The 12,833-nt window shown below is 38.1% G+C and carries 14 protein-coding genes; 7 read left to right on the top strand and 7 right to left on the bottom strand.

Annotated elements, in window-relative coordinates; genetic code table 11:
- Positions 1–14: 14 nt before the first annotated feature.
- Complete coding sequence (locus ACQKL0_RS14205) at positions 15–221, top strand: DUF5316 family protein (protein ID WP_402986798.1); 207 nt, start codon at positions 15–17, stop codon at positions 219–221.
- Between the two features lie 48 nt (positions 222–269).
- Here ACQKL0_RS14205 and ACQKL0_RS14200 read toward each other — a convergent pair whose 3' ends face one another.
- Positions 270–920 (bottom strand): hypothetical protein, encoded by a 651-nt coding sequence (locus tag ACQKL0_RS14200; protein WP_427688203.1) that lies wholly within the window; start codon positions 918–920, stop codon positions 270–272.
- Between the two features lie 315 nt (positions 921–1,235).
- On the opposite strand from ACQKL0_RS14200, the gene ACQKL0_RS14195 reads away from it, so the two are divergent.
- The 5 genes from ACQKL0_RS14195 (at position 1,236) to ACQKL0_RS14175 (ending at position 6,893) form a co-directional block, all read left to right on the top strand.
- Positions 1,236–1,619: a YwqH-like family protein gene (locus ACQKL0_RS14195; protein ID WP_427688202.1), complete on the top strand. Its 384-nt coding sequence runs from the start codon at positions 1,236–1,238 to the stop codon at positions 1,617–1,619.
- 5 nt (positions 1,620–1,624) lie between these two features.
- A complete protein-coding gene (locus tag ACQKL0_RS14190) occupies positions 1,625–1,903 on the top strand; it encodes a DUF5344 family protein (RefSeq protein ID WP_427590717.1) in 279 nt (92 codons plus the stop codon).
- Between the two features lie 15 nt (positions 1,904–1,918).
- Entirely contained in the window at positions 1,919–3,472 is a 1,554-nt protein-coding gene (locus ACQKL0_RS14185) for a ribonuclease YeeF family protein (protein WP_427688200.1), read from the top strand.
- A gap of 2,198 nt (positions 3,473–5,670) precedes the next feature.
- Positions 5,671–6,480 carry a hypothetical protein gene (locus tag ACQKL0_RS14180; RefSeq protein ID WP_427688198.1) on the top strand — a complete coding sequence of 270 codons (810 nt, stop codon included), beginning with the start codon at positions 5,671–5,673 and terminating at the stop codon, positions 6,478–6,480.
- A 77-nt stretch (positions 6,481–6,557) separates the two neighbouring features.
- Positions 6,558–6,893 carry a hypothetical protein gene (locus tag ACQKL0_RS14175; protein WP_427688197.1) on the top strand — a complete coding sequence of 112 codons (336 nt, stop codon included), beginning with the start codon at positions 6,558–6,560 and terminating at the stop codon, positions 6,891–6,893.
- Between the two features lie 52 nt (positions 6,894–6,945).
- Here ACQKL0_RS14175 and ACQKL0_RS14170 read toward each other — a convergent pair whose 3' ends face one another.
- Entirely contained in the window at positions 6,946–8,220 is a 1,275-nt protein-coding gene (locus ACQKL0_RS14170) for an Nramp family divalent metal transporter (RefSeq protein WP_427688195.1), read from the bottom strand.
- A gap of 247 nt (positions 8,221–8,467) precedes the next feature.
- On the opposite strand from ACQKL0_RS14170, the gene ACQKL0_RS14165 reads away from it, so the two are divergent.
- On the top strand, positions 8,468–9,253 hold the full coding sequence (locus ACQKL0_RS14165; protein ID WP_427688193.1) for an IclR family transcriptional regulator domain-containing protein: 786 nt from the start codon (positions 8,468–8,470) through the stop codon (positions 9,251–9,253).
- 45 nt (positions 9,254–9,298) lie between these two features.
- Here the strand turns inward: ACQKL0_RS14165 and ACQKL0_RS14160 are convergent, their stop codons facing one another.
- From ACQKL0_RS14160 to ACQKL0_RS14140, 5 genes are all read right to left on the bottom strand, one after another.
- Complete coding sequence (locus ACQKL0_RS14160; RefSeq protein WP_427688191.1) at positions 9,299–9,487, bottom strand: IDEAL domain-containing protein; 189 nt, start codon at positions 9,485–9,487, stop codon at positions 9,299–9,301.
- Between the two features lie 236 nt (positions 9,488–9,723).
- Complete coding sequence (locus ACQKL0_RS14155) at positions 9,724–10,011, bottom strand: hypothetical protein (RefSeq protein WP_427688190.1); 288 nt, start codon at positions 10,009–10,011, stop codon at positions 9,724–9,726.
- A 12-nt stretch (positions 10,012–10,023) separates the two neighbouring features.
- Positions 10,024–10,389, bottom strand: a complete 366-nt coding sequence (locus tag ACQKL0_RS14150; protein ID WP_427688188.1) for a hypothetical protein — start codon at positions 10,387–10,389, stop codon at positions 10,024–10,026.
- A 36-nt stretch (positions 10,390–10,425) separates the two neighbouring features.
- Positions 10,426–10,635 (bottom strand): DUF4083 family protein, encoded by a 210-nt coding sequence (locus ACQKL0_RS14145; RefSeq protein ID WP_402957981.1) that lies wholly within the window; start codon positions 10,633–10,635, stop codon positions 10,426–10,428.
- Positions 10,636–10,933: 298 nt separating this feature from the next.
- A complete protein-coding gene (locus tag ACQKL0_RS14140; RefSeq protein WP_427688373.1) occupies positions 10,934–12,577 on the bottom strand; it encodes an AMP-binding protein in 1,644 nt (547 codons plus the stop codon).
- Positions 12,578–12,833: the final 256 nt, after the last annotated feature.

Genomic DNA, 12,833 nt, shown 5'->3' with positions numbered 1-12,833 from the left:
AAGGGGTGGGGCGATTGCTAAAGGTATTCATGATTATTGGTGTGGTAGGAATAAGCCTTTCAGGAATCTTTATAGGGGCCTGGACGACCGGGCCTGAACAAAGAGCTAATTTCCATTCGGAAACGAGTGAACATCGGCAGTTCAGATTAAACATGTCATTGTATACCGGGATTATTGGCATACTGTCATTAGGCATTGCCGGGTTGATATGGTACTTCTAACAGAAAACGAAAAAAAGAAGGTCGCCATTGGTGACCTTCTTTGTCGTCTCATTCAGCCCATTTCTCATCATCGGAAATCTGTTCTCTTTTCTTCAAATCAAAGGACTCATAATCATCGTGGAAACAAAAGTAGGAAGGCAACTCAATCATTTGTCCATTCGCTTTTTCCCAACACTCTGCAAACCATTTTGTGATGGCTTGTTTCTCTAATGTATCCAGTTCTTCATCGTTCTCCTCGTAAAAATTCCAAAAGTCATCTATTTCGTTACCTAAGACGATGGAAAATGGTACATCTTCTACAATTCCCACACTACCTGAAAAAATGCTAGAATCCTTTCCCTCATAAAAGACCTCATTAGCTACTCGATCCATGGAAAACATCGTGATGGATAAATAAAAATCATTCCGATCAGCCACGAAATCCAAGAGCTCCACTTCAGAGTAAAAGTTGTATGTTTGTACCTTTTTAAGCTTTTCGATCAAAGCATCCGAATTCGCCTCAAGGTTACCTTCTACGGACTTTATATAGTCGGCAACCGTATAACTTGAATGGACTTCTTCCTTCCCCGTTTCTTCTATAGTATTATCAGTACTATCGACATGTTCTGCACGATCTACTGCCTCTGACTTGGCATCGTTGTCCAGGTTACAACCACCCAACAAAACAGCCCCCACTAATACGATCATGAACTTTTTCAAAACTTCCCCTCGCCTCTTTGTTTTTGCCGCCCATTTATTAAGCAGGAATTTCCATTATAACAAAAGTTTACTATTGCACCATAAGAATGTTAAAAAAGAAACGGAATCTTGAAAACCCTAGCATGCTGCTTTAAGAATATGAGCTAATGCAACTTGTTCCATTACCATTCAAAAACAATTTAACTCAGGAATAATTGACTATACTCACACTTTTTTAGGTAATATATACCCATTTATTAAGTTATTTTCCACGTGTTACCATATAGATACCGTGACTATTATCACCATACCTATAAGCATAAGGGGCTGAAAACATTGTCCTACCTAACCGAATTACAATCCGAATTAACCCTGAAGAAGCAACAAGTCGAAAAGTTAAAAACCTGCAAGCATGAATTAGACAGTCTACAAGGAGAATTCCTTCAGAACGAAAGAGTAGTAACGAAACCAGCGCTCTCTTCCCAAACATGGCATGGAACCTTAGCCACTGATTTTACTGAAGTTCGTGAAGACCTAGAATTAGCCTATAAAGATCTATCTCAATCTCAGTTGAATGCAGCGATAACGGCCATCGAAAATAAAATAATGAGCCTTCAATCAGAAATTACTTCATTAGAAACCAGGATTACGGCTGAAATCGAACGACTTGCTAGAGAAGAAGAAGAAAAACGAAGACAAGAAAAGCTAAGAAAGGATTGAATGGTTTGAGTCAAGAAATAAAAGTGAATGGTGAAGATGTAAAATCAGCCATCTCAACAATGGACCGTACAATGGAATCCTTCAAAACGAAATTACTAGAAGATTTCGCAGCCGGAAATGAATTAGACGTTGTAAAAAAAATCAAGGAACTAAACCATCAATTAGAAAAGATTGGCCAAACCTATAAAGAAATCTTAAAAGCTAATAACCAATCCGTACGAACGGCCATACAAGAGGTAGAACAGGTTGACCAACAGCTTTCAACTTCTATAAACGCACATTAGAATATGGAGGATACAATGAGGACACTTCATTCTCAATCTTTACATAGTGGAATAGATGGATTACTAAGCAAAGTAAAAGCCCAAAGGAAACAGGCGAATGAATTGGAGAAGGTTATTCATGAATTTTCCAATCTCGATGATTCCTTAAAAGGAAAAGGTGGTTCAGCGATACGCGCCTTTTATCAAGATTGGCATATCCCTTTCCTTTCATTCTATGACTCTTCTCTTAAAAACTATGAAGTAGTCCTGACGGCTCTTAAAGAGGCTTCTACTCAACTGGAGTCTGACTCAAGCGGTTTTATCCGCCAAAGCTTTCTTGAAGGCGAACTCACGACAGGATTAAAAAATGCACATAATGTCACGATTGATTTAGTCGATGAAGCCAACACTACCCTGGATAAGGTAAGTGATATCGTTGCCATCGAAAAGCTCAATGACCAGACATTTCTCACCCATTATCAAAGGGCTACTTCTAGAATAAAGGAAACGATTGATAACTTGGGTACGTTCGATACAAGCCAAACAAAAGAACTAGCATCCGTAGAGGATGATATACAATTGATGCACAACTATCTTAACGAAATTCAAGGTATGTTCAGTAGCGGTAATTTCAGCATCGAAAACTATGATGTGAATCAATTAAAGGACAAGCCGACATTTTCAGAGGTAAAAAAGCAAGTAGCTTCAGAAGATAAGATGACATTTGGACAAATGCTTACCTCTCCTTTTGCCTATATTAACGGGAAAATGAGTTTTGGCGATAATGTCTTAGTAGGGTATCAAGCGGCTTCCTCTATATCTACCATGTATTTGTCAAAAAAATTAAGTATCCATTACTTTGGTAGTAAACCGACACTATGGCAAAAACTAAAAGGAAACTATGAGTTTTCTGTAAAGTCAGATCCATCTTGGACATCAAAAGGAAAACATAGTTCAAAGGTTTCTAAATGGCTCTTGGACTTTTCTAGATCCACACCTACTAATCCAGTGATGCAGAAACTACAGAAATTTGCTGCTTCTTACACAAGTCCTTCCCATATGTTAAAACACCTGGCCGGTTTCCCGAAAAACTTCGAACGATCAACCGGTAAAGACTTAGTGAAGGGAACAACTGAAAGAATCAAATCCAATGGTACAACAGGTCTATTGAGTAAAGCAGCAGGTGCTAGAGGATTAACATCTGTGGCAAAAAGAATTCCATTGGTTGGTACTGCAGTATCTTTTACTTCTAATCTTGGTGAATTTTCAGATCCAGCAAACTCAAAAAAGTCAATCTCTGAAAAAACAGGAAGGTGGGCATTTGGATTTGGAGCAGATCTGGCGGCAATTGGGGTAGGAGCAAAAATGGGCGCAACAATAGGAAGTATCGGCGGACCTGTTGGTATCGTTGTAGGCGGAGCAGTAGGAGGCTTAGTTGGTGGAATAGTAAGCTCTACATTTGGTAATCAAATCAAAGATGTTGGCGAAAAAGTCGGAGAAGTTGCTGATAAAGTCATCAATAAATCAGGTGAATTAATAGATAATATTGGTAGTAATATTAAAAAGTCAGTATCGAGTTGGTTTAATTAAAACTATGTTCAAGGTACAGATTTTATCATTCAATAGGAAAATCGCAAAAAACATAAGCATATTTAATTGCCAATTGCATCGAAAACAACAGTTTTTAAATAGTTCTTTAATGTACGCTCTGTAAACCAAATGACCAAGACTATTTAAAACCAACCTAATTTTCAAAAGCAAAACTTAATAATTGAAAAGAGGATTTTAATGATAATAGACATGATTCAAGGGATAAGAATTTTATTATTATGTATACTTTCAGGACAACTTATGTATGGATTCTTAATTTTCTTATTGGAAGGAACTATGACAAATTTTTACGCTTTAGGTGTCTATGAAAAACCTCGTACAATCTATCAAAAATTAGTTAATTTTTTCATGTTCATTACTATAGGTACTGGTTTTCATATTTATCTTAAACTCAGGAAACATAATTGGTTTGTTAGGAAACTTCTATTCCTAATAGCTCTTATTTTACAAGCAATTGCTTCCGTAATTATTTATAAAATCATTTATGGGACGTTGAAAGCTATTTTTCTATAACTTAGAAAGAGGAATAAAATGTCGACAGGAACTTCTGAGATAATTAGCAATTTAATTGGATACATACTCTCGATACAACTCATGTTTGGGTTTTTAATCTTTTTATTAGGAAGTACTATGACAAATTATTATGCTCTAGCCACCTATGAAAAACCTAATAATTTCTTCCATAAGTTCGCAAACCTTTTTATGCTTGTTACCGTGGGTACCGGTTATCACATTTATCTTAAACTTAGAAATCATAATTGGTTTGTAGGAAAGTTTTTATTTCTTATTGCACTTGTTTTACAAGCAATGGTGTCCGTGATTATTTATATAGCCGTGCTACGTATTCTAGAAGCAATAATCCTCATATAACTATATTTCATTACACTATTTATGAAATGTAATTTCCTATACACTTACTTTTTAAAATGAAGTTTGTATAGTAAAACCTCCTAAATTCAGGGGTAAGCAACTGCTTTAGTATTATGTAAATATATATTTTATTTACCTTTTATTTATTTCAGAAAGAGGAAAACCATGATATATAGCATAATAGAAGGTTTAAGACTTTTATTATTATGTGTACTAATAACCCAATTTGCTTACAGTCTCTCTATTTTTTTATTAGAAAGAGCGATGATTAATTTTTACACTATAGGGACTTACAAAGAACCTTCTACCCTTTTTCAAAAGTCCATTAATTTTATTATGTTCACTTTAACCGGGGTAGGATACAACATTTTTCTTAAAATCAGCAAATACAATTGGGTTGTTCGGAAATTTATATTTCTTATCGCCCTTATTTCACAAGGAATTGCTTCTATCATTATTTATCTCATCATTTATGGGACGTTGAAAGCTATTTTTCTATAAAGGCTATTTATTCGTGTGTCTTAGAAGAAATATTATATGTACCTTTTATTCACTCATGAAAGAGGAAAACCATGATATACAGCATAATAGAAGGCATAAGAATTTTATTATTATATTTACTTTTAACACAATTTGCGTATGGCTTCTTAATTTTTTTATTAGAAAGTACCATGATCAGCTTTTACGCCTTAGCCATCTACGAAAAACCCAGTAATCTATATCAAAAATCCGTCAATATTTTCATGACCCTTGTAAACGGTTCGGGGTTCCATATTTATCTTAAACTCAGGAAACATAATTGGTTTGTTAGGAAAGTTCTATTCCTACTAGCTCTTCTATTACAAGCAATTGCTTCCGTAATTATTTATAAAATCATTTATGGGACGTTGAAAGCTATTTTTCTATAACTTAGAAAGAGGAATATGATGGTAGACGATATAATTCAAGGCATCAGGATTTTTATAACATGTATACTCTCAACACAATTTGTTTTTGGCTGTACTATTTTCTTTTTCGAAAGTGCGATGATCAACTATTATGCTATGGGAACTTATGAGAAACCCAGTACTCGGTATCAAAAATTCGTAAATTCTTTCATGTTCACTTTAATTGGTACTGGATTTCACATTTATCTTAAACTCAGGAAATATAACTGGTTTGTTAGGAAACTTCTATTTCTACTAACTCTTATTTTACAAGGCGTTGCTTCCATTATTATTTATAAAATCCTATATGGGACAGTGAAAGCTATCTTTCTATAACTTATCAAAAAGTAGGTACATATATTCTAAAGAGGACGTGACAAAATGAATCATTTGTTAACCTGTACGACTGAAGAATTAGCCTTGATGGTGAGTGTTGCCGGTCATCATGAGATCGCAAAAGGGATTGCGGAAACGGCTATTGGGAATAAGTCCGAAAAAGAGTGGTTGGCTATTCTTGAAGTGACGAAAAATCAATTGATGATGAAAGACATGTGGAGTGAGGAGCAAGAATCTCGGGACGAAGTACCATTAACGCAAGAAACTCAGCGTTTCATCGAGAAGTATATTGGCTCAAAACGAATGATTCGCTGCTCAAATTTCCCTCAAAAGTCCGTTTTAATGCTACATCACTTTGAAGGGGAAGAATGGCTTTTCCACTTGATCGATCGAGATATCATTCATGAATTCGCGATTATCCCCTCTTCTGAAATCCAGATGATTATTAGAGAATATTATGGAATCTCCTTTGACAAATATCAAGGTGAGGAAGCTTTCTCTCTGACCGAGCAAGCATTTGATTGGTTAAGTAATCCTAAAAAAATTGATAAAGTACGAAAGAAGTCCAAGTTTACCCAGCAAGAAGAAGACAGTTTCTACTTATTCTCTGATGACCTGCGCACTTACGAATGGACTTTGTTCAACATTTCCAATTTTAGTATAACGAGTTATGAAGAAGAAACATACTTAGAGAACATTCTATTCTTTTTACCTTCCAATCGCGGAATATGGCTTGCAGAATATACGGAAGATCCAAAAACCCCTGTACATATCCATTTGGCCAACGATACTGAATGGGAAGCCACTTTAGCTGGTATTGGTGACTTAGCTGCCTATCAGGGACAAACAATATAATGGAAGTTAATAGATTTATAAAGCGAAGGGCCCTTTCAATTGAGAATGGCCTTTCGTTTTGAAAAGAGGCAGATTTTGTGGACGACATAATTCAAGGTATAAGAGTTTTATTAACAGGTTTTCTATTAACACAACTTTCGTATGGTTTCACCATTTTTTTGCTGGAAGGAACGATGACCAGCTTTTACGCTTTAGTCATCTATGAAAAACCTAGCAGCTCTTATCAGAAATTTGTCAACTTGTTCATGTTCCTTCTCGTTGGTTCCGGTTACTATATTTATCTAAGACTCAGAAAATACAATTGGTTTGTTAGGAAATTTCTATTCCTAATAGCTCTTGTTTTACAAGGAATTGCTTCCGTCATTATTTATTACAGCATTTACGGGAGCTTGAAAGCCATCTTTCATACATAGGTTTTCGTGTAATTTAAGAGGCTGCCGGAAAATTCCGGCAGCCTCTTGTTTACTACTTTGTGAAAATCCCTATAAGTTCATTCAGCCCAAGATAGGCAAACATGATGAGGCAAGCTGTTAATACCACATTAGGGACGGATTTATTCCGATACTCTTTATCTACCTTTTTTGAGTTTAATAATAGCAACAAGGAGATTGCCAGAAATGGCATGAATAATGCACCTAATGCTCCATAAATGATGATTAACTCGACTGGTTTTCCGAAATAAAACAGCATCATCGGAGGAAAAGTCAACCAGGCTAGATAGGCGCGATAGGCCGGTTCTGTTTCGGATACAGCCTGTTTGCCTGCTGTTTTTTTCTTTCGTATCGTTTTAATAAAATCAGCAAAAAGGTACGGGACCCCGTTCCAAACGCCAAGTAAAGATGAGAAAGCCGCGGACCAAAAAGCAACTAAGAATAACCAGCGCATCGGCGTTCCAAACTCCGCGCCAAGCATTTCAGCAAGTTTGATGAGGCCTTCATCATCGCGGATACTGACCCCTGTACCCATGAGGAACTGGGCACCAATTACCAATGCGGCCAATGTGAAGATGGCCGTTAAAGTATAGGCGACCTTCGTATCCGTCCGCATCATGGAAATCCAACCCTTCCCACTCCACTCTTTTTCACTTAACCAATATCCATAGGAAGCCATCGTGATCGTGCCACCCACTCCACCAATCAAACCGAGCATTAGCAAAAAGGAACCTTCGGGAACTCGGGGGACAAACCCACCTGCGAACTCCCCTAAGTTGGGTAGGAAAAGAAGTGCTGTACCGATAATCGTTACAAACATCACCCCGATCAATGCCGTCATGACCCGTTCAAACAGAAGATAGCGGCCGGTCCATACGAGGCCGAACCCTGCAACCGAATGGATAATGGCCCAAGCCCAAAGAGGCATGATGGGAAACATGGCGTGCATGGCCAATGCAGAAGTCGACGCTGCAGCCGCTCCATAAATAAAGCCCCAAATGACTGAATAGACTCCAAAATAACCCGTTGCCCATTTCCCCAATGAATGCCAACCGTCAATCATCGTTTGTCCGGTTGCCAAATACCATCGTCCCACTCCTTCATTTAAAAAGTATTTCAGAATCGCACCAACGATGATGGCCCATACAAACGTCATCCCAAACGAAGTTCCGATGACGATGGATGTGATCAAATCGGCAGTTCCAACACCTGTCGCAGCAACGACTATCCCTGGACCAACCTGCCTAAGCTTTTCTCCCATGGTGGTGGGTGGGAGTTTGATTTGTGCATGGTTAAGCTCTGTCTTCATATAAAACCTCCTAGAATAAATTTTCTGAAACCAAACCTTTAAATGTAACCCCTTACATTATTAAAGATATATAATGAATAAAAGTAGTTCACGTTTCACCAAATAATTTCACTATCCGTACGAAGTGTACACATAGTGAAACATATAACAATCATAGTTTTCTTTTGAATAGAAGTCAATATAGTTATTTTATTTTTCTGACAACTTTGTCATATACTATTGGGATTATTTTTGGGAGGTCGTTATTATGGATCAAACCACGAGTCATTCAGACTATTTTGTACACTCGGTAGCTAAAGGATTTGAAGTGTTACAAGCATTCGATTCTACCTCAATTAGCCTTTCACTTCGGGAGCTTTCTGAGCGCACAGGCATTAATAAAGCGACAGTCCGACGTTTTGCTTTAACCCTTGTCGATCTTGGATACTTGAAGATCATCCAGGAAAAAAATTTTCAGCTCAGTCCAAAGATTTTAGACATCGCTCATCACTTTTTACAATCATTGAATTTACCGGATCTCACCCAACCCATCTTGGAAACCATTTCTACTACTGTTCAAGAATCTACCAACCTGGCCATTCTTGATGGAAATGAGATTGTCTATGTATCTAGAGTGAATACAGCTAAACGAATTGTCGGAGCAAACTTGTCGGTCGGTTCAAGATTACCTTATTATGCAACCTCATTAGGTAAAGCCCTTGTTGCTTGGCTACCTGAAAACGAGAGGAAGGAAATATGGGAAAGCACGATAATCGAACCCTTTACTCAACAAACACTCACCACTTTCGATACATTCGAAGAAGACCTTGCCAAGAGTAGAATGCGCGGTTATACAATAGGAGACGAAGAACTCGAACAAGGGCTATGCTCCATATCCATGCCCATTATCAACCATCAAGGTGCAACCATTGCCGCAATTAATATTTCCACCCAGGTAATCCGGACAGATAAGAAGAAACTAATCGAAATCTACTTACCAGTCCTTCAAGAAGGAGTCAAAAAAATAAATCAACAAACCGGAGTTAAAATGTAAAAATCCACACCCTATTAAAGTGTGGATTTTTATCATCTATTTCATTTAACAGAGACTCTTCAATTCATTGGTTAATCTGATAAATTCCTTCTTATCACGGGTTTCCAACGAATGATCGATTTCTTTTTCGATTTGATTTTTCCGGTAATCATTAAGGGCCTTGATAAGTACCATTTCTGCCAACGTTTCCATCATCTCAGGTTCTAGTGGTGTTATAGGCAATTGCTTCTCCATTCGAAACCAACTCCTTCACCTTTTTTCTATTATATTGGACAACTTGAAAATTAGTATCATTCTTTATGTTTTCTTAAAAATATACATTAGTAGTAGGATATCGTCTTTTGTGAACCGTTCCCCTCTCCCTTCTCTTACTCTCATGATTAACTGGATGGGACTTTTCTATACATGAAAATAAAAAAAATCCTACCCTTCTATTATTAAATAGGAAGAGTAAGATTTTATGATATGAGCTATTTTCCCCTGACTTTCAGTAACCCCCAAGATAACAAGCCTGTAATTCTTACAAAGATTAAGTCAATAAGTACCCATTCAGAATCAATCCTATTATAATGGTAATCCTCTTCATGAAAATAAGTGAAATTCCACCAATAGAAAAGCACTGTGATGATTACATGAATGATGGGTCCTACTATACACTTCTTTGTAACCAACGCTGATCCTGTTCCTATTACAAAAGCAATCGGGAGGATAAGCACTTCTAAGACGTAAGGATTAAACCAAGTCGATGCACTTATCATTCTAATCCTCCTCTAATGAGCAGTTTGTTCCTGTTTCAATTTCTTCCACCGGGAATAGATATCCAAACACGACATCAATAGAATCAGCCATAGGAAAGGACTATCAAATGCAATTCCCGCAGTCGATTGGCCTCCGAGAATGGTCAACAAAGCTAGTAATGAGAGTAAATAAAAGAGGGAAAGCACTTGCCACTGGAGCCATTCCCTAGGATTCCCATCACTGAATCTCTTAAACAAAAAACTGATCACATATATGACGAACATCAGCCATAGGAAAATACCATCTGGAATCACCCGTACCAGCGATAGATTTGGGAAATAATCCAGCACAATGACTGGTGTAAAAATAACAAGCGTGATTACTTGTAATGACTTCATTTTGCCCTCCGCTATTTCGGTTACACCCTCTTTCAATCAACTATCCCGGTGATCCATTTTCTTATTAATGGACCGGAGTTCATCTTCAATCCGAGTGAGCCTACTATCTATATCTGGTTGATTACGATTCTTGCCTGAATTCTTAAGTAGCCTACTGATAAACGCAGTGAATGAAACAAAGAATAAAGCGAAAAGTGCAAATACGATGATCATCAAAATGATTCCTGGTACCCCAATATTACTCATTAAAACAGCTCCTTCTACCATCCATTTTATATCAATAAATGGAAAATTAATACTTGATTATGCTCATAGGAATTTATATGGAGAACCAATGGTATGCCGATCTCGCATGTAAAGAAATGAATGGGGTCCTCTGCTTTTAATCGTTCACGTTCTTCGTAATTCGTCCCTCCTTGCCATTAATTCGACGCTCACACTCATTAATTCAACATTCACGGAAATAATTCGACGCTCACCATCCATAATTCAACCGTCGGCTACAAAACAAAGCCGATAGCCACTTGCCGCTATCGGCTTTCTCTCACTCTTTTAATAATCTCCGTAATACCTTGCCTGAACTGGTTGTTGGCAAGCTGTCCCGGAATTCAACGTAGCGGGGATATTTATAGGACGCCATCCTGTTTCTTGACCAATCGATGATTTCCTCCTCACTGATTTCCCCTTTGTACTCCGATTTCAATACGATGAAGGCCTTCACGCTTTCGCCTCTGTTCGTATCTGGCACACCCACTGCGGCAACTTGTAAAATCGCTTCATGGTCTTTCATCAACACTTCCACATCTTCCGGAAAAATGCTGTATCCGGAGGATTTGATCATCTCTTTCGTACGGCCGAGGAAATGCAGATAGCCTTCCTCATCCAGCATTCCAATGTCACCTGTATAAACCCAGCCATTTTTTAATGTCTCGGCTGTCGCCTCTGGCCTATTCAAATATCCTTTGAATACGCCTGGATTCTTCAACACGATTTCCCCTCGTTTACCCGGCCGTAAGTCTTCTCCTGTTTCAAGGTCAACGATGCATATCTCGGTATCAAATGTAGGAATGCCACAAGTACCAAACTTGATTTTATCAATCGGCATGAATGTATCACATGTATGCGTTTCACTTAACCCATACGATGCTTCATACAAAAGACAACCATCGGTCAATTCCCCCCATGCCTTTGCAAGTTTTTCATCGACCGGAATGCCAAAACTAGTCGCGAAATTCAATTCAAGTGAAGTTAAGTCTCTTCCTTCGATACCGTGAGTATTCAAGATTGCTACATTCATAGGGGCGACCGTATATAATTTATTCACTTTATATGTTTCAATTGCGCTGATTGCAGCCTCTGGCTCAAACCTTGTCAATGCCACACACATGCAGGCACTGTATACAGGAATATTGACGCCCATCACCATCCCGGCAATATGACAAAATGGAGCGGGTGCCAGCATATTGTCGTTGTGTGTGATGAAAAAACTTTGAGCAGTCGCTGCCGTTTTGAACAACGCGTTCCCATATGTAAGCATTGCCGCTTTCGGCCTCCCCGTCGTACCCGAAGTGAAGACCATCAGGCCCACATCTTCCCATATATTCACTTCTTCCACTTCTTTTAGAACTTCATTTGTATAGAGAATTTCAAGAAGATCAAAAGTTTGTTCCATTGTCACTTTCTCCGCCAAAAACTCGACTGGCAACGGCAAAGTGGGAGATTCCGAAAGAAAGTCAGCGTAATGGGTGGTGATGATAAATTGTAAAGATTTTGCCTTACCTTTCACCGCTTCCATAGTTGGATATAACTCCTGGCCGGCAATCACGGCCTTTATATCTGCCTCATTGATCAAATATTCCAGTTCCGCTTCTTTATACATCGGATTCAAAGGTACCACTATAGCACCAAGCATTTGGATGGCGTAATGTCCAATGAGATATTGCGGACAATTCTGCATGAACAAAGCGATCCGGTCACCCTTACCCACACCTTGGTCTTTGAGAAACTGGGCAAGCCTCCCCGTGTCATCCTGAAGCTGGCTCCAAGTCAGATTGTTCCCATAGTACACATACGCCGTTTCCTCCGGACGTTCCTTCGCATTATCCATCAAGTACTCATGAAGCGGCTTTTCCCCTAAGCGGTAATGCAAGGTTTCCAAAACACCTTTTGGCCAGCTTTTCTTAGTCATTGATTTCACGATCCATTCCTCCTATTAAAAGAATCACAAATGGTTGGAAGCGTTATCATATTTTTGCAATGGACCTAGTTGAGGAAAAAACGGATGAGATGTAGAGAAGCGTCTTGATGTGGAATCGAAGGGGTTTATTATTAGAATATTCTAATAATAATTATATTTCATCTTATCTTTAAAATCTAGGATAGTATAGATAAAATCTCTCTATATAGAGGGAGAGTAGTCTTAAGTACGTGAATTACATACATTT

Origin of the sequence: Peribacillus sp. NPDC097264, from assembly GCF_050277925.1 — a bacterium.
Classification (GTDB): domain Bacteria; phylum Bacillota; class Bacilli; order Bacillales; family DSM-1321; genus Peribacillus.
Note: the sequence above shows the minus strand (reverse complement) of the source record. Positions and strands in the feature narration are given on the sequence as shown.

What these genes read in the sequence shown, in the direction of transcription:
- ACQKL0_RS14170 (WP_427688195.1), bottom strand. Translation starts at nt 8,220, where the DNA reads ATGAAGACAGAGCTTAACCATGCACAAATCAAACTCCCACCCACCACC.
- ACQKL0_RS14165 (WP_427688193.1), top strand. Translation starts at nt 8,468, where the DNA reads ATGGATCAAACCACGAGTCATTCAGACTATTTTGTACACTCGGTAGCT.
- ACQKL0_RS14140 (WP_427688373.1), bottom strand. Translation starts at nt 12,577, where the DNA reads ATGACTAAGAAAAGCTGGCCAAAAGGTGTTTTGGAAACCTTGCATTAC.
- ACQKL0_RS14185 (WP_427688200.1), top strand. Translation starts at nt 1,919, where the DNA reads ATGAGGACACTTCATTCTCAATCTTTACATAGTGGAATAGATGGATTA.
- ACQKL0_RS14150 (WP_427688188.1), bottom strand. Translation starts at nt 10,389, where the DNA reads ATGAAGTCATTACAAGTAATCACGCTTGTTATTTTTACACCAGTCATT.
- ACQKL0_RS14160 (WP_427688191.1), bottom strand. Translation starts at nt 9,487, where the DNA reads ATGGAGAAGCAATTGCCTATAACACCACTAGAACCTGAGATGATGGAA.
- ACQKL0_RS14155 (WP_427688190.1), bottom strand. Translation starts at nt 10,011, where the DNA reads ATGATAAGTGCATCGACTTGGTTTAATCCTTACGTCTTAGAAGTGCTT.
- ACQKL0_RS14180 (WP_427688198.1), top strand. Translation starts at nt 5,671, where the DNA reads ATGAATCATTTGTTAACCTGTACGACTGAAGAATTAGCCTTGATGGTG.
- ACQKL0_RS14145 (WP_402957981.1), bottom strand. Translation starts at nt 10,635, where the DNA reads ATGAGTAATATTGGGGTACCAGGAATCATTTTGATGATCATCGTATTT.